Source organism: Streptomyces zingiberis, from assembly GCF_012034935.1.
In the GTDB taxonomy this organism is placed as follows: Bacteria; Actinomycetota; Actinomycetes; order Streptomycetales; family Streptomycetaceae; genus Streptomyces; species Streptomyces zingiberis.
In genome coordinates this window covers 1-17,354 of the sequence record NZ_JAATEN010000020.1, presented here as the reverse complement: position 1 = coordinate 17,354, position 17,354 = coordinate 1, and the positions used below count along the sequence as shown (strand labels likewise).

Annotated in this window: 12 protein-coding genes; 9 read left to right on the top strand and 3 right to left on the bottom strand. The window is 75.2% G+C overall.

Annotated features, from left to right (window positions below; translation table 11 throughout):
- Positions 1-103: 103 nt before the first annotated feature.
- The gene (locus tag HCK00_RS21325; RefSeq protein WP_168103639.1) at positions 104-1,300 is read right to left on the bottom strand and encodes a helix-turn-helix domain-containing protein; all 1,197 of its coding nucleotides are present in this window, start codon (positions 1,298-1,300) and stop codon (positions 104-106) included.
- A gap of 182 nt (positions 1,301-1,482) precedes the next feature.
- Here HCK00_RS21325 and HCK00_RS21320 point away from each other — a divergent pair, with 182 nt between their 5' ends.
- The 7 genes from HCK00_RS21320 to cimA all read left to right on the top strand — a co-directional run bounded on the left by HCK00_RS21320 (position 1,483) and on the right by cimA (position 14,082).
- A complete protein-coding gene (locus HCK00_RS21320) occupies positions 1,483-2,409 on the top strand; it encodes a proline dehydrogenase family protein (protein ID WP_168103638.1) in 927 nt (308 codons plus the stop codon).
- Positions 2,410-2,590: 181 nt separating this feature from the next.
- The gene (gene pruA / locus HCK00_RS21315; RefSeq protein WP_168103637.1) at positions 2,591-4,222 is read left to right on the top strand and encodes an L-glutamate gamma-semialdehyde dehydrogenase; all 1,632 of its coding nucleotides are present in this window, start codon (positions 2,591-2,593) and stop codon (positions 4,220-4,222) included.
- An 840-nt stretch (positions 4,223-5,062) separates the two neighbouring features.
- Positions 5,063-8,842: a phosphodiester glycosidase family protein gene (locus HCK00_RS21310; RefSeq protein ID WP_240965908.1), complete on the top strand. Its 3,780-nt coding sequence runs from the start codon at positions 5,063-5,065 to the stop codon at positions 8,840-8,842.
- A 354-nt stretch (positions 8,843-9,196) separates the two neighbouring features.
- On the top strand, positions 9,197-9,337 hold the full coding sequence (locus HCK00_RS21305; RefSeq protein ID WP_168103636.1) for a hypothetical protein: 141 nt from the start codon (positions 9,197-9,199) through the stop codon (positions 9,335-9,337).
- 98 nt (positions 9,338-9,435) lie between these two features.
- Positions 9,436-10,479, top strand: coding sequence for a 3-isopropylmalate dehydrogenase (locus HCK00_RS21300; RefSeq protein WP_168103635.1), 1,044 nt, complete (start codon positions 9,436-9,438; stop codon positions 10,477-10,479).
- 356 nt (positions 10,480-10,835) lie between these two features.
- Positions 10,836-11,936 carry a branched-chain amino acid aminotransferase gene (locus tag HCK00_RS21295; RefSeq protein WP_168103634.1) on the top strand — a complete coding sequence of 367 codons (1,101 nt, stop codon included), beginning with the start codon at positions 10,836-10,838 and terminating at the stop codon, positions 11,934-11,936.
- 472 nt (positions 11,937-12,408) lie between these two features.
- Positions 12,409-14,082 carry a citramalate synthase gene (gene cimA, locus HCK00_RS21290; RefSeq protein WP_168103633.1) on the top strand — a complete coding sequence of 558 codons (1,674 nt, stop codon included), beginning with the start codon at positions 12,409-12,411 and terminating at the stop codon, positions 14,080-14,082.
- Between the two features lie 167 nt (positions 14,083-14,249).
- Here cimA and HCK00_RS21285 read toward each other — a convergent pair whose 3' ends face one another.
- On the bottom strand, positions 14,250-14,852 hold the full coding sequence (locus HCK00_RS21285; RefSeq protein ID WP_168103632.1) for a YceI family protein: 603 nt from the start codon (positions 14,850-14,852) through the stop codon (positions 14,250-14,252).
- A gap of 271 nt (positions 14,853-15,123) precedes the next feature.
- Between HCK00_RS21285 and HCK00_RS21280 the strand changes: the two genes are divergently transcribed.
- Positions 15,124-16,707, top strand: coding sequence for an acyl-CoA carboxylase subunit beta (locus HCK00_RS21280; RefSeq protein WP_168103631.1), 1,584 nt, complete (start codon positions 15,124-15,126; stop codon positions 16,705-16,707).
- A 77-nt stretch (positions 16,708-16,784) separates the two neighbouring features.
- Positions 16,785-17,024, top strand: a complete 240-nt coding sequence (locus HCK00_RS21275) for an acyl-CoA carboxylase epsilon subunit (protein ID WP_168103630.1) — start codon at positions 16,785-16,787, stop codon at positions 17,022-17,024.
- A 142-nt stretch (positions 17,025-17,166) separates the two neighbouring features.
- Here HCK00_RS21275 and HCK00_RS27020 read toward each other — a convergent pair.
- A partial coding sequence (locus tag HCK00_RS27020) for a hypothetical protein (protein WP_206320703.1) occupies positions 17,167-17,354 on the bottom strand: 188 nt, incomplete at its 5' end.

Below are 17,354 nucleotides of genomic sequence, written 5' to 3'. Positions count from 1 at the left end.
CTTCGGGGCGGCCCGGCGGTGTCGTAGCGGGGGCGCGGGCACGCGCCGGTCCCCGGCGGCTGCCGGTCCTCGGCTACCTCCGGTCCTCGGCCGCCGCCTGTCCTCACAGCCGGGCGCGTTTGAGCGCCATGTGGAGCAGCAGCCGGTGCTCGCCGTCGGCGAGGTCGAGCCCCGTCAGCCGCTCCACCCGGGACAGCCGGTAGTAGAGCGTCTGCCGGTGGACGGCCAGCGCGGCCGCCGCCCGGCCCGCCTGGCCGGCGTGGTCGAGGTAGACCTCCGCCGTACGGGCCAGTTCGGCGTGGGCCGGGCGGAACAGCGCGGCCACCGCCGCGTCGGGGGCGCCCCCCGGTGGCAGCTCCGCCAGCGTCCGGTACGGCCCGATGGCCTCCCACCGGGCGACCGGACCCAGTCGCGGCTCGGCCCGCGCCGCCCGGGCCGCGGCCCGCGCCTCCCACCAGGCCCGCTCCAGCTCGTCCAGCCCCTCCCGCGGCGCGCCGACGCCCGCCGCGGCGCCCGCCGCCCGGGGTGAGCGGAGCAGCCGCTCCACCGCCGCCTGCGCCGGGGCGCCGGTGGCGGGGGCCGGACACGTCAGCACGGCGAGTCCCTGGCCGGGGACGGCGCGGACGGCGAGCGCCCCCGGCAGTCCGGACAGCCCCGGCACCGGTTCGCCGCCGTCACCCTCCGCCCCCGCCGGGTCCCAGGGGACGACCGCGGCGAGGTACAGCGTCCCGTCCGCCGCGCCGCCCAGTCTGCTCCGCAGCCCGGCGCGCGCCGCGTCGCGGGCCGCGGTCCGCGCGGTGAGCAGGTCCTCCAGCAGCTCCCCACGTTCGGCGCCGGCCCGCGCCTCGGCGGCGAGCAGTTCCCCGATCCGGCCGGCCGTCTCCATGGCCTGGGCGAGCCGGGGGTCGGGCGGCCCGCCGCCGGCGCCCGTCTCCAGATCCGCCAGGTGCCCGTCGTCGAGCAGCCAGACATAGCCGTGGACCACGCCCCGGTGGCGGACCGGGAGGCAGATCCGGCCGATGAGGACCCCGGCGGAGGGATCGGCGGGGATGCGCAGCGGCCCGGTGGCCCGGCTGATCCCGAACGCCTCGAACCAGTCGCGCACCGCGGTGGTGGACCGCCGGTGCAGGATCGAGCGGGTGCGGACCGGGTCCAGCACCGGGCCGCCCGGCCTGTCGTCGCCCTCCGGCGCCTCGTGCGCCCCGAAGGCGATCAGGCGGAAGCCGCGGTCCTCCAGGGTGGCGGGGGCGGCCAGGACCGCCGAGATCTCATCGACCAACTGCTGGTAGTCGCCGCGCATGGCCCCGCCTTTCCCGTTCCTGCGGCCATTGTCGCCCCTGCCTCATACAACTGTCTGAGAGGGCGGCCGCGGGGACGTGACAGCTGTCGATGGCGGCCCCGCGCCCGCCGTCCCTACGGTGCTCACAGGTTCTCCCCGCCCCCGGCGTACCCGCCGGAGGCCGTACGCCCCGGAGGTGCCCCGTGCTGGGACCCGTGCTCCTCGCCGCCGCGCGCAGCGGCCGTGTCCGCCGTCTGGTGTCGTCGGCGCCCGTCACCCGCCCCGTCGTGGACCGTTACGTCCCGGGGGAGGCGCTGCCCGACGTGCTGGCCGCCGTCCGGGACCTCACCGGCCGCGGCCTGGAGGTCACCCTCGACCACCTGGGCGAGGACATCACCGATCCGGCGGAGGCGCGCCGCAACCGGGACGCCTATCTGGCGCTCTGCGAGGGACTGGCCGGGCTGGGCCTGGGGGAGCGCGCCGAGATGTCGGTCAAGCTCTCCGCCTTCGGCCAGGCGCTGCCCGGCGGGCACGACCTGGCGCTGGCCAACGTCACCCCGGTGGTGGAGGCGGCCGCCGAGGCCGGTACCACCGTCACCCTGGACATGGAGGACCACACCACCGTGGACTCCACCCTCGCCGTCCTCCGCGAGATGCGGCGCCGCTTCCCGCAGACGGGCGCGGTGCTCCAGTCCTACCTCTTCCGCACCGAGGACGACTGCCGCGCGCTGGCCGGGGAGGGTTCCCGCGTCCGGCTGGTGAAGGGCGCGTACCGGGAGCCCGCGAGCGTGGCGTATCAGCGGCGGGCGGAGGTGGACCGGGCGTTCGTCCGCTGTCTGGGGGTCCTCATGACCGGGCAGGGATACCCCATGATCGGCTCGCACGACCCGCGCCTGATCGCCATCGGTGAGGAGCTCGCCCGGCGGGCCGGCCGCAAGCCCGGCGCGTACGAGTTCCAGATGCTGTACGGCATCCGGGTGGGGGAGCAGGAGCGCCTGGCGGCCGAGGGCCACCGGGTACGCACCTACGTCCCGTACGGCACCGACTGGTACGGCTACTTCATGCGCCGGCTCGCCGAGCGCCCGGCGAACGTCGCCTTCTTCCTGCGCTCCCTCGCCGGCCGCGGCTGACCCCGCGCGGCGCCGGCGGAGGACGGCCGTGGGGCGCCCCTGACACCGGGCGGCGCCCGGCTCCGGCCGGGGTCCCCTGCCGGCCCCGATCGACCTGCCCGAACCGACCCCGCGCCCCGAGCGGAACCCGCGAGCAAGACCCCGAACAGACTCCCGAAAGACTGAGGAGAGAACAGCCATCATGGACGCTGTCACCCAGGTCCCCGCGCCGGTGAACGAGCCGGTGCACAGCTACGCACCCGGCAGCCCCGAGCGCCGGCGGCTGGAGGCCAAGCTCAAGGAGCTGGCGGACCACCCGATCGACCTGCCCATGACCATCGGCGGCGCCCGCCGGATGGGCGGCGGCGAGCGTTTCGACGTCGTCCAGCCGCACGAGCACCGGGCGCGCCTGGGCACCGCCGCGCAGGCCACGGCCGAGGACGCGCGGGACGCGGTGGACGCCGCCCTCGCCGCGGCCCCGGCCTGGCGGGCGCTCTCCTTCGACGACCGCGCGGCCGTCTTCCTCCGCGCCGCCGAGCTGCTGGCCGGGCCGTGGCGGGAGACGCTCGCCGCGTCCACCATGCTCGGCCAGTCCAAGACCGCGCAGCAGGCGGAGATCGACACCCCCTGCGAGCTGATCGACTTCTGGCGCTTCAACGTCCACTACGCGCGGCAGATCCTCGCCGAGCAGCCGGTGGCCAACTCCCCCGGGGTGTGGAACCGCTCCGACCACCGGCCGCTGGAGGGGTTCGTCTACGCGATCACCCCGTTCAACTTCACGGCCATCGCGGGCAACCTGCCCACCGCCCCCGCGCTGATGGGCAACGTGGTGGTGTGGAAGCCGTCGCCGACGCAGACCCACGCGGCCGTCCTGCTGATGCGGCTGCTGGAGGAGGCGGGTCTGCCGCCGGGTGTCATCAACCTCGTCACCGGTGACGGCGTGGCCGTCTCCGAGGTGGCCCTGGCCCACCCCGACCTCGCGGGCATCCACTTCACCGGCTCGACCAGGACCTTCCAGTACCTGTGGAAGACGGTCGGCGAGAACATCGGCGGCTACCGCACCTACCCGCGGCTGGTCGGCGAGACGGGCGGCAAGGACTTCGTCGTCGCCCACCCCTCCGCCGACCCCGCGGTGCTGCGGACCGCGCTGGTACGCGGCGCGTTCGAATACCAGGGCCAGAAGTGCTCCGCCGCCTCGCGCGCCTACATCCCGCGGTCGCTGTGGGAGAACGGGCTGCGCGAGGAGCTGGCCGCCGAGGTCGACGGGCTGCCCATGGGGCACGTGGCGGATCTGTCGAACTTCCTCTCCGCGGTCATCGACGAGCGGGCGTTCGCCAAGAACAAGGCCGCCATCGACCGCGCCGGGACGGACCCGACGATCGAGGTGCTGGCCGGCGGGACCTGCGACGACAGCGAGGGCTGGTTCGTCCGCCCGACCGTGCTGGTCTCCACCGACCCCTCGAACGAGATCTTCCGCGACGAGTACTTCGGCCCGATCCTCGGCGTCCACGTCTACGAGGACGACGCCTACGACGCGATGCTGGAGCAGATGGAGTCGGTCGCGCCGTACGCGCTGACCGGCGCCGTCATCGCGAACGACCGCGCCGCCGCGGCCGCCACCTGCGAGAAGCTGCGGTACGCCGCGGGCAACTTCTACATCAACGACAAGCCGACCGGCGCCGTCGTGGGCCAGCAGCCGTTCGGCGGCGGGCGTGCCTCCGGCACCAACGACAAGGCCGGGTCCCTGCAGAACCTCCTCCGCTGGACCTCGACCCGTTCCATCAAGGAGACCCTGGTGCCGCCGGTGGACTACCGGTACCCCCACATGGGCTGACGGCGCGTTACGGCCTTCGCGGGGCACGGCCTTCGCGGGGCACGGCCTTCGCGGGGCACGGCCTCCGCGGTCACGAACTCCGCGGGTCACGGCCTTCGCGCGCGGCGGCCGGGTGGTGTGCCCGGCCGGCGCGGAGGCCTTTCGGACGCCGGGCAACGCCGCGGGCGCCCCCCGCCCTCCGCTGCCAGGCACCCGCCGTCCGCCATCCGGCACCGTCGGCCGGGCGGGATCAGCCGCCGCCCGGGCGGCCGGGCCCCGGCGGTCCGGCGCGGGGCCCCGGGTGGCGGGGTGCCGGGGGGCGACAGGGTGTGTCCGGGGAGGACGGGGTTCGCGCGCCGGGAGGTGCGCGGACCCCGTCTGCCGGATGGGGCACCGTCACCGGAGACCCCGGCCGGGCTCCGGCCGGGGCCTGTTCAGCCGTGGCGGAGGTCCCGCGCTCGTTTCTGCGGTCCGCCGCCCCCTGGCCGCCCGCAGTCCGCGTGTTCCTCGGCCCCTTCCGGCCCCGCGCGCTCGTCCCAGAGGCCGCCACGGCCTGCGCGGACCCGACCCGTGGCCGTGGCCGACCCGGGCCCTCCGCCGGGGCCGCGCGCGACGGCCCCGTCACGGGGCCCGGAGCGCGCGTCCGCGTGACCACGGTGGATCGCCTCGTCCCGGCCACCGTTGGCGCCACGGCCACGGCCACGGCCGGTGCCACCGCCCAAGGCCAGGGCCGCGGCCACCATCGGCGGTGGCTCCCCGGGCCGCGTCGCGGCGGAGGTGGTCTGGCGGGCCACCGGCCCGCGCGGGAACCTGTCGGCAGGACCGGGCCGTCCGCAGGGCCCGGCCGGGACAGGGGGAAGCATGTCCGCCGCCCGCCACGGAAGCGCCGCCCGCGCCGAAAGCGCCGGCCGTGCCGGACCCACCGCCCGCACCGCGGGCCCCGGCTCCGCGGCCGGGGCCACCGGCGCCCGTCCCGCCGCCGGACGCACCGCCACCGGTGGTCGCTCCACCGCCCGGGCCGCCGGACGCACCGCCACCGCCCGCTCCACCGCCCGCTCCACCGCCCGCCCCACCGGACGCACCGCCGCCGTCCGCGCCGCCATCCGCCTGCGGCGCGGTCCCGCCGCGGGTGTCACCGGGGTGGTCCTCGCGACCGCTGCCGCGCTCCTCCTCGGCGCCGTGCCGCCGGCCGCCGCCGCGGACACCGATCCGCGCCCGCTCACCCGGGCGGACGTCCTCCGTCCCGTCGCGCCGCCGCCCGCGGGGACGCCCACCGGCGCCGGTGCGGCGGAACGGCCCGGGACGGCCGCTGAGCCGGACGGCGCGCTGGAGACCTCGCGCACCACCCGGCCCGTGGCGCCCGGCGTCGACCTCACCTCCTTCGACCGGCTGACCCCCGGTGCCTGGCTGCGCGCCGACGCCCTCTCCGTCGACCTGCGCGGCGGTGCCCGCGTGGACCACCTCTCCTCCGGGGAGGTGACCCGGCCCGGCACCGTCTCCGCCCTGGTCTCCGCGCACGACCCCGGCCCGGGGCGGACCACCGTGGCCGCCGTCAACGCCGACTTCTTCGACCTCGGCACGGGGGCGCCGCTCGGCCCCGGCCTGCGCGACGGGGCGTTCGTCACCGCCCCCGGCGGGGCCAACCGCACGGTCGCGGGGTTCGGCCCGGACGACGCGGGCCGGATCCTCGACCTGTACTTCGACGGCACGCTCACCCTCCCCGCCGGTGACCGGCCCCTGGACGCCTACAACCCCGCGTCGGTGCCGGCCGGGGGCATCGCCCTCTACACCCCGCAGTGGGGCGGCGCCGACCGCGCCCAGGCCGTCGCCGGGGCGGAGCGCGTCACCGAGGTCGTCCTCGCCGGCGGCGTGGTCCGTGAGGTCCGCACCACGCCCGGCGGGCGGGTCGAGGAGGGGACCACCGTGCTGCTGGGCCGGGAGGCCGGCGCCGGCGCCCTCGCCGCGCTGGCACCGGGCGACCGGGCCGGGGTGGAGTACCGGCCGCGGACCGGGGGCGGACCCGTGCCGCGCACGGCGGTGGGCGGCCGCGGGCTGGTCGTCGTCGACGGTGAGCCGCAGGACTGGGAGGGGAGGCCGAACAACGCTGCGGCGCCCCGCACCGCCGTGGGCTTCTCCCGCGACGGCTCCACCGTGCACGTCCTCACCGTGGACGGCCGGCAGGCGGACAGCGGCGGGGTCACCCTCACCCAGCTGGGCCGCATGATGCGGGAGCTGGGTGCGCACAACGCGCTCAACCTGGACGGCGGCGGCTCCTCCACCCTGCTCGCCCGGGCCGCGGGCGAGTCCGCCCCCCGGCTGGAGAACAGCCCGTCGGACGGGCGGGAGCGCCCGGTGGCCAACGGCCTGGCCGTCACCGTGCCCACGGGCGGCGGACGCCCGGCGGGCATCCGGGTGGAGACCGCCACCGCCGCCGGGGACGCCCCCACCACCGGCCCGGTCCGCGGTGGCCGGCCCGACCGGGTCTTCCCCGGCCTCACCCGGAGTCTGCGCGCCACCGTCCACGACGAGACCTACGGGCCCGCGGCGGGCCGGCCACGGTGGACGGTGCGGCCCGGGGGAGCCGGCGCGGCCGGCCGGGTCGACGGGGCGGGCGTGTTCACCGCGCGGCGGTCCGGCACCGCCGAGGTGGAGGCACGGCTCGGCGCGGCCCGGGGGAGCGTGGCGCTGAGCGTGATCGGGCCGCTCGACCGGATCGTCCCCACCACCCCCCGGGTCGGGCTGGCCGACGCGGACGCCACCGGCGTGTTCGGCCTCACCGGCCTGGACGCGCAGGGCACGGAGGCCCCCGTCGAACCGGCCGATGTGGCCCTGGAGTACGACCGCTCGCTGTTCACCGTCGTCCCCGACGGCCGTGGCTCCTTCACGGTGACGGCGAAACGGGACGGCGGTTCGGGCCGTATCGAGGCGACCGCGGGGGGCCGGACGGCCGTGGTCGGCGTCACCGTCGGGCTGACGGAACGTACGGTCGCCGCCTTCGACGACGCCGGCCGCTGGACCTTCTCCCAGGCCCGCGCCGAGGGATCCGTCGCCCCGGACCCGGACGGCCGGGACGGCACCGGCCTGCGCCTGGCCTACGACTTCACCCGCTCCACCGCCACCCGGGCCGCCTACGCCAACCCGCCCGAGCCCGTCCCGGTGGCGGGGCAGCCGCAGGCCTTCCGCCTGTGGCTCAAGGGGGACGGTCACGGCGCCTGGCCCTCCCTCCACCTCCTCGACGCGCAGAACACCGACCTGGTGCTGCGCGCCCCGTTCGTCACCTGGACCGGATGGCGGCAGGTGGAGTTCGCGGTGCCGCCGGGCACGGTCCACCCGCTGCGGGTGCGCCGCCTGTACCTGGCCGAGACCGACCCGCTGCGGCAGTACACCGGCGAGGTGGTGCTCGACGGTCTCACCGCCCTGGTCCCGCCGGACGTCGACCTGCCCGCCGCCGGGCCGGTGCCGGACCGGCTGATCGGGACGGGCGCGGAGACCGCCCGCCGTGACTGGCGGTTCGCCGTCCTGTCCGACGCGCAGTTCACCGCGCGGGACCCGGACGGGCCGATCGTGCGGCAGGCCCGCCGCACCCTGCGCGAGATCCGGGCCGCCGCGCCCGACCTGGTGCTGGTCAACGGCGATCTGGTGGACGAGGGATCGGCCGCCGACCTCGCCCTCGCCCGGCGGGTGCTGGAGGAGGAACTCGGGGACGCGGTGGAGTGGACGTATGTGCCGGGCAACCACGAGGTGATGGGCGGCTCGACGGAACTCTTCGAGCGGGAGTTCGGCCCGGCCCACCGCGTCCTCGACCACCGGGGCACCCGGTTCCTCACCCTGGACACCTCCTCCCTGTCCCTCCGCGGCGGCGGCCTCGGCCAGCTCCGGGGACTCCGCGCCGAGCTGGACCGCGCCGCCCGGGACGCGGCGGTGGGGTCCGTGGTGGTCGTGCAGCACGTACCGCCCCGTGACCCCACCCCGCAGCGGGCCTCACAGCTCTCCGACCCCAAGGAGGCCGCGCTGCTGGAGAGCTGGCTCGCCGGGTTCCGGCGGGCCTCCGGCAAGGGGGCCGCGCTGATCACCGGCCACGCCGGTGTCTTCCACGCCTCGCGGACCGACGGGGTGCCGTGCCTGGTGAACGGGAACAGCGGCAAGGCGCCCGCGGCCCCGCCCGGCCGGGGAGGCTTCACCGGCTGGTCCCTGGCCGGCGTCGACCGGGTGAGCGAGGCGGAACGGGACCGCGCCCGGCAGCGGCCGTGGGAGGGCGGACCGGACTGGCTGACCGTCCAGACCCGCCCGCACGTCGACGGCCTGCGGCTCGACGGCCCCGCCGGGCTGCCCGCCGGCTCCACGGCCCGGGTCACCGCCACCGTCCTCCAGGGCGAGGGCGGCACGGCCCGCGCGGTACCGGTGGGCTTCCCGCTGAGCGCCGACTGGACCGGCTCGCCACGGCTGCGTATCGGCCCCGCGGACGGCGCCGGGCCCCGGCACGTCGCCGCGTACGACCCCGCCACCGGGGTGCTCACCGCGCTGCGCCCGGGAAAGGCGACGCTGTCGGTGACGGTGAACGGCGTCACGGAGCGGACGGAGCTGCGGGTCGCCGCCCCCGCGGCGGGCGGCGGCGGGGAGCGGGGCGCGGACGCGGCCTGAACCGGGCGGGCTCCCGGTCCCGGGCCGGGGGCAGGCCCCCGTGCCCCCGTGCCCCGTGCGCCCGGGCCCGCCGCGCGGCGTCGGGGTGCCCGGTCCGCGCCTCGGCCGGGCACCCCCGCCGTCTCAGATAGTAGGAAGTCCGACTAGTTGTGGAGACAGCGCGACCGGCGTGCCTTAGCGTTGTGGGGAGCCGAGCTTGTCGCCGATCCGGCGAACGGTGGATGTGGGCCGCGCCCCTCGCAGGTGACCCCTGCCGCGTGTGAGCCCCCCGCCCTTCCGGCGTGTCCCGTGCTCCCCCGGAGCCTTCCGTGCCCGTCGCGCCCGCTTCCGCCGTTCCCGCATTGGAGACATGTCATGAACGCCACCGCCACCCGTGCCCGCCGCCGCTCCGCCTCCCGTACCGCCGACACCACCGCCCGGCAGGAGGCCGCGGCCGCCCTCCAGCGTGCCCTGGACCGCCGGGACAACGGCGGCGCCACCGGCCACGGCCGCTGACCGGGGCGGCCCGGCCCAGGGGGACGCGCCCCGGCCGGCCTTATCCACATCGTGGACGGCTCATGTCATCAAATGGGACGGGGAGTAAGGTGCCCGCCATGTCGCGCAGCATCGATCTCGCAGTGATCCCCGGTGACGGCATCGGCGGAGAGGTGGTGGCGGAGGGCCTCAAGGTCCTGGCCGCCGCACTCCCGCAGGATGTGAAGCTGGAGACCAGCACCTACGACCTGGGGGCCAAGCGCTGGCACGCCACCGGCGAGACCCTGCCGGACGCCGAGCTGGAGGCGCTCCGGCGGCACGACGCGATCCTGCTCGGCGCCGTCGGCGACCCGTCCGTGCCCTCCGGGGTGCTGGAGCGCGGGCTGCTGCTCCGGCTGCGGTTCGCCTTCGAGCACTACGTCAACCTCCGTCCGGCCCGGCTCCAGCCGGGGACGGACGGGCCGCTCGCGGGCCGTCCCGACATCGATTTCCTGGTGGTGCGCGAGGGCACCGAGGGGCCCTACGCGGGCAACGGCGGGACGCTGCGCACCGGCACCGCCGACGAGATCGCGACCGAGGTCAGCCTCAACACCGCCCTCGGCGTCGAGCGCGTGGTGCGGGACGCCTACGAGCGGGCCGCGGCCCGGCCGCGCCGGAAGCTGACCCTGGTCCACAAGGACAACGTGCTCGTCCACGCCGGCCGGCTGTGGAAGCGGATCTTCGAAGCGGTCGGCGCCGAGTACCCGCAGGTCACCACCGACTACCTGCACGTGGACGCGGCGACGATCTTCTTCGTCACCCAGCCCGAGCGGTTCGACGTCATCGTCACCGACAACCTCTTCGGCGACATCCTCACCGACCTGGCCGCCGCCGTCACCGGTGGCATCGGCCTCGCGGCCTCCGGCAACATCAACCCGGCCGGCGCCTACCCGTCGATGTTCGAGCCGGTCCACGGCTCCGCGCCGGACATCGCCGGCCAGGGCAAGGCCGACCCGACCGCCACCGTCCTCTCCGTCGCCCTGCTCCTGCACCACCTCGGCTACGGCGAGGAGGCGGCCCGCGTCGAGCGCGCGGTCACCGAGGACCTCGCGGCCCGCGGCTCCGCCGGCCCCCGCACCACCGAGGAGATCGGCGACGCGCTCGCCGGCCGGGTATCCGGCTGACGCCGCCGCCCGGGACTCGTATCCCCTGACGCACTGCCCCCGCGGCCCCGCCCCTGTCGAGGGCGGGGCCGCGGGCGGAGCGGTCCGCGCACCGGGCCGCCGGGTGACCCCCGGCGGCCACCGGAGGGCGGCCGGTGACCCCCGCGCCCGGCCCCCGCCGACCACAGCGCCACCGGGTGCGATCATCGACCTCGGCCCGCGCCGTCCGCCGGTCCGGGACGACCGGTTTCCTCAGGCCCGTGCCATTCGCGATAATCGGGTGGAGCGGCCGCTCCACGAGAGAAACTCGGACGTCCTAGCAACTGCCGGTGGCGCTGCGCGCGGTCCGCCATGACTCACGGTGAAGGACAGCAGACATGACGACGCCCACGATCGAACTCAAGCCCTCCTCGCACCCGCTGCCGGCCGGGGAACGGGAAGCGATCCTGGCCGACCCCGGCTTCGGCCGCCACTTCACCGACAACATGGTGACCATCAGGTGGACCGAGGGGCGCGGCTGGCACGACGCCGAACTCGTCCCCTACGCGCCGCTCTCGATCGACCCGGCCAACATGACGCTGCACTACGCGCAGACGATCTTCGAAGGGCTGAAGGCGTACCGGCGCCCCGACGGTTCCGTCGCCACCTTCCGCCCCGAGCAGAACGCCGGGCGGTTCAACGACTCCGCGCGCCGCCTGGCCATGCCCGAACTGCCCACCGACCTGTTCCTCGCCGCCGTGGACGCGCTGATCAGCCAGGACCGGGCCTGGGTGCCGGGCACCGGCGAGCAGTCCCTCTACCTGCGGCCGTTCATGTTCGCCGCCGAGGTCGGCCTCGGGGTCCGCCCCGCCAACGAGTACCTCTTCATCGTCATCGCCTCGCCCGCCGGGGCGTACTTCCCGGGCGGGGTGAAGCCCGTCTCCGTCTGGCTGACGGAGGAGTACGTCCGCGCCTCCCCCGGGGGCACCGGTGCGGCCAAGGCGGGCGGCAACTACGCCGCGTCCCTGCTCGCGCAGGCCCAGGCCGCCGAGCACGGCTGCCCGCAGGTGGTCTACCTGGACGCCGTCGAGCGCCGCTGGATCGAGGAGATGGGCGGGATGAACCTCTACTTCGTCCACGCCGAGGAGGGCGGCCGGCGGCGCATCGTGACCCCCGAACTCACCGGGACCCTGCTCCCCGGCATCACCCGCGCCTCGCTGCTCCGGATCGCCGGGGACCTCGGCTACGAGGTCTCCGAGGGCCGGATCTCCGTCGACGACTGGCGCGAGGGCAACGCCGACGGCTCCCTCACCGAGGTCTTCGCCTGCGGCACCGCCGCCGTCATCACCCCCGTCGGCGCTGTGAAGTCCACGCGGGGCAACTGGACGGTGGGTGACGGCGAGCCCGGCCCGGTGACCCTGGAACTGCGGAAGGCGCTGCTCGACATCCAGACCGGTGCCGCGCCCGACGTCCACGGCTGGATGCACCAGGTGTGCTGAACGGCCGGGGTTCCCCACGTTCTCAGGCCCCTCGGGGCTCGTGGGGCTCCCGGAGTTCCCGGAGCCGTCCGGCCGTCTGTGCCCCCGGCCGTGGGGGTGGAGGCGGCCGGACGGCTCCGGGGTGGATCTGTCCGGACAACTGCCCGCATCTTGAGACACCGGCCTCCGTCCCGTGGCGGGTGTGCGAGACTGCGTCCGTGCTCTCGTTCGCCACGATTATTGGCAGCAGGCGCGCCGGTCCGCAGTGACCGCTGAACCGCAGCAGGCCCGCGGCAGCGGACACCGTGTCCCAGGACCCGCGCGCAGACCTCTCGCACCCGCGAGAGGTTTTTTCGTTTTCCGGCCCCACCCCTCGCCGGAGACGCGGAGCGCCGGGGATTCCCGTGGAGGACGGTGGAACCGGTTCCCCCGTGCCCCTCGAGCACGGGGGATCTCAGGCAGACCGAGAACCCGACAGGAGTTCGGAAGAGTCATGACGGACGCAAGCGGCCCCGTTCCGGGGGGCGACAGTGACCACGACGACCACGACGACCAGGACGAGCACGGCCAGGCCGGCCGGGACGGCTTCCACGTGTTCGACACCACGCTGCGCGACGGGGCACAGCGCGAGGGCATCAACCTCTCCGTGGCGGACAAGCTGACCATCGCGCGCCATCTCGACGACTTCGGCGTGGGCTTCATCGAGGGCGGCTGGCCGGGCGCCAACCCCCGCGACACCGAGTTCTTCCAGCGCGCCCGGACCGAGATCGACTTCCGTCACGCCCAGCTCGTCGCCTTCGGCGCCACCCGCCGGGCGGGCATCCGCGCCGCGGACGACCCGCAGGTGGGGGCGTTGCTGGAGTCCGGGGCCCCGGTGATCACGCTGGTCGCCAAGTCCCATGACCGCCATGTGGAACTGGCGCTGCGCACCACCCTGGACGAGAACCTGGCGATGATCCGCGACACCGTGGCGTACCTGCGCGACCAGGGCCGCCGGGTCTTCGTCGACTGCGAGCACTTCTTCGACGGCCACCGCGCGAACGCCGGCTACGCCGAGCAGGTGGTGCGCGCGGCGCACGAGGCCGGGGCCGACGTGGTCGTCCTCTGCGACACCAACGGCGGGATGCTGCCGGCGCGGATCCAGGAGGTCACGGCCGGGGTGCTGGCCGCGACCGGCGCCCGGCTCGGTATCCACGCCCAGGACGACACCGGGTGCGCCGTGGCGAACACCCTGGCCGCCGTGGACGCCGGCGCCACGCATGTGCAGTGCACCGCCAACGGGTACGGCGAGCGGGTCGGCAACGCCAATCTCTTCCCGGTGGTCGCCGCGCTGGAACTGAAGTACGGGCGCCGGGTGCTGCCCGGGGGCGCGCTCGCCGAGATGACCCGGATCTCGCACGCCATCGCCGAGGTCGTCAACCTCACGCCCTCCACCCATCAGCCCTACGTGGGCGTGTCCGCCTTCGCCCACAAAGCCGGTCTCCACGCCTCCGCCATCAAGGTCGATCCGGACCTCTACCAGCACATCGACCCCGAGCAGGTCGGCAACACCATGCGGATGCTCGTCTCCGACATGGCGGGCCGCGCCTCCATCGAGCTCAAGGGACGGGAGCTCGGCATCGACCTGGGGGGCGACCGTGACCTGGTCGGGAAGGTCGTGGCGCGGGTGAAGGAGCGCGAGCTCGCCGGCTACACCTACGAGGCCGCGGACGCGTCCTTCGAGCTGCTGCTCCGCGCCGAGGTGGACGGACGGACCCGCCGTCACTTCCGGACCGAGTCCTGGCGGGCCATCGTCGAGGACCGCCCCGACGGCACCCACGCCAACGAGGCCACCGTGAAGCTCTGGGCCAAAGGGGAGCGGATCGTGGCGACCGCCGAGGGGAACGGCCCGGTCAACGCCCTCGACCGGGCACTGCGCGTGGGGCTGGAGCGGATCTACCCCCAGCTCGCCGGGATGGAACTGGCGGACTACAAGGTCCGCATCCTGGAGGGCCGGCACGGCACCGGGTCCACCACCCGGGTGCTGGTGCTCACCGAGGACGGCGAGGGGGAGTGGTCCACCGTGGGCGTGGCGGAGAACGTCATCGCCGCCTCCTGGCAGGCGCTGGAGGACGCCTACACCTACGGTCTGCTGCGGGCCGGGGTGGAGCCGACCGAGGAGATGTAGGGCCCCCGGGCGCGGCTGCCGGCGAGCCGCGGGCAGCCGCGGGGAGGGGAACCGCGCGGCTGCCGCCCCCCGCCGGCATCGCTGCCACCGCTGTCACCGCTGCCCACGCCCGCGCGCCGGGTCCGCGGCGTGCGGGGCGCGCGGCGTGGGCGGCGGAAGCGGTGGGCTCAGGCGGCCGGCGCGGACTTGACCGCGGAGATGTCGAAGGTCAGCTTGACCTTGTCGCTGACCAGCACACCACCGGTCTCCATGGCGGCGTTCCAGGTCAGGCCCCACTCGGTGCGGAGGATCTGGGTGCTGCCCTCGAAGCCGACGCGCTCGCTGCCGAAGGCGTCGGTGACCGCGCCGTTGAACTCCAGGTCGACGGTGAGCGGACGGGTGACGTCCTTGATGGTGAGGTCCCCGGTGACGCGGTAGACGTCGTCACCCACGGGCTCCACCGCGGTGGAGCGGAAGGTCATCAGCGGGAAGGCGTCGGTGTCGAAGAAGTCGGCGCCCCGCAGGTGGCCGTCCCGGTCCGCGTTGCCGGTGTCCACGCTCGCCATCCGCACGTCGATGGCGGCGGTGGAGCGGGACGGGTCGGAACCGTCCAGGTGGAGCCGGCCCTCGTGGTCGCCGAACGAGCCGCGCACGTTGGTCACCATCGCGTGGCGCACGGTGAAACCGATCTCGCTGTGGGCGGGGTCGATGGTGTAGTCGCCGGTCAGAGCGGAGAGGTCGGTGCCGGTACCGGCGGGGGCGTCGGCGCTCTTGCGCTGGAACAGGGCCATGACGTGCCTCCGAAAGATTGTTCAGGATTCAACTAGGAACTGCGGTCGACTCTAGAGGCAGATGATTCAAAGTTCAAGTACGGTCTCCGGTGCGGTTCGGGTCCGTCCGGCGCCCGTGCGTTTTTATGGGAACCGCACAACGGTGCGGAGTGTCCGTAGTCGGAGCCCGGCTCCCTGGAGGCCGTTCTGTGCGAGACGGCCAGGAATCCGGTACGGAGACTGTACGGAATCGACGGCCGGTTTCCCGTGCGGCGTTTCGTAGGGTCGATACATGACCCTTCTGGACGAGACGCCGCCCGGCCCGAGCGATGCCCGTGGGCGGGTGGCGGAACTGCGCGCCATCCGCGAGCAGGTCCGGCGCGGGCCGAGTGACCGGGCGACCGAGGCGCAGAAGGCCAAGGGCAAGCTGACCGCCCGGGAGCGCATCGACCTGCTGCTGGACGAGGGGTCCTTCCACGAGGTGGAGCCCCTCCGCCGGCACCGCGCCACCGGCTTCGGCCTGGAGGCCAAGCGGCCCTACACCGACGGCGTGATCACCGGCTGGGGCACCGTCGAGGGCCGGACCGTCTTCGTCTACGCCCACGACTTCCGCATCTTCGGCGGCGCGCTGGGCGAGGCCCACGCCGCCAAGATCCACAAGATCATGGACAAGGCCATCGCGGCGGGGGCCCCGCTGGTCTCCCTCAACGACGGCGCCGGCGCCCGTATCCAGGAGGGCGTCTCGGCGCTGGCCGGATACGGCGGCATCTTCCAGCGCAACACCCGGGCCTCCGGTGTGATCCCGCAGATCTCCGTGATGCTCGGCCCCTGTGCCGGCGGCGCGGCCTACTCCCCGGCGCTCACGGACTTCGTCTTCATGGTCCGGGAGACCTCGCAGATGTTCATCACCGGCCCGGACGTGGTCCGCGCGGTGACCGGCGAGGAGATCAGCCAGAACGGCCTGGGCGGCGCCGATGTCCACGCCGAGACCTCGGGCGTCTGCCACTTCGCCTACGACGACGAGGAGACCTGCCTCGCCGAGGTCCGCTACCTGCTCTCCCTGCTGCCGCAGAACAACCGGGAGAACCCGCCCGCGGCCGAGAGCGACGACCCGGCCGAGCGGCGGGGCGAGGAACTGCTCGACCTGGTCCCGGCCGACGGCAACCGCCCCTACGACATGCGGCGGGTCATCGAGGAGATCGTCGACGACGGCGAGCTGCTGGAGGTCCACGAGCGCTGGGCCACCAACGTCATCGTGGCGCTCGCCCGGCTCGACGGGCAGGTCGTGGGCATCGTCGCCAACCAGCCCCAGCGTCTCGCCGGCGTGCTGGACATCGAGGCCAGCGAGAAGGCCGCACGCTTCGTCCAGATGTGCGACGCCTTCAACATCCCGCTGGTCACGCTGCTGGACGTGCCGGGCTTCCTGCCCGGTGTCTCCCAGGAGCACGGCGGCATCATCCGGCACGGCGCCAAGCTGCTCTACGCCTACTGCAACGCCACCGTCCCGCGGATCTCGGTCATCCTGCGGAAGGCGTACGGCGGTGCCTACATCGTCATGGACAGCCAGTCCATCGGGGCCGACCTCACCTATGCCTGGCCGACCAACGAGATCGCGGTCATGGGGGCGGAGGGCGCGGCGAACGTCGTCTTCCGGCGGCAGATCGCCGAGGCCGAGGACCCCGAGGCGATGCGCGCGGCGATGGTCAAGGAGTACAAGGCCGAGCTGATGCACCCGTACTACGCCGCCGAACGCGGTCTGGTCGACGACGTCATCGAGCCGGCCGAGACCCGCGAGGTGCTGATCAGGTCCCTGGCGATGCTGCGCACCAAGCACGCCGACCTGCCCGCCCGCAAGCACGGCAACCCGCCCCAGTGAACCGCCCCGCACCGGCCCTGCCGGTCCCCGGCGTACCGCACCGGATCCCGGTGTCCCGCAGTGAAACGGAGCCCACGATGAACGCCGCCACCGCCACCCTCCCCCGCACCGCCGAGGCTGACTTCCTGCGGGTGGAGAAGGGCCACGCGGGCCCGGAGGAACTGGCCGCCCTCACGGCGGTGCTGCTGGCCCGCGCCACCGCGCCGGAGCGGCACGAGCGCCGCCCGGGCGGCTCCCGCCCGCACCGCACCGCTCCCCGCTGGCACCGCCCCGAGCGCGTCCCGGCCTTCCGGGCCCCGCACAGCTGGCAGGGGTGACGGGGGCGGAAGCGGCCCTGGCCGCGCGCCGGGAGGCCGGTGGCCCGCGGCGCGGGTGAGATACGGCGGTGGTCTCCGCCCCGCCGGTCCCTGTGGGCCGGGGGCGACGCGGTGCCACCGGGCACGTCGCGGCGGGCCGGGATCAGGAGGGCGACCTCCGGTCCCGGCCCGCCGCTTCTCCGTGCTCGCGGCGGCGGGCGGACACCACGACGGTGTGGGCCGTCCGCTGGATACCCGCACCCGCACGGCGAAGGTCCCCGCACCCCTCGGAGGGTGCGGGGACCTTCGCCGTGCGGGTGAAGTGCCCGGTGAGGAGCGGGACCGTCAGCG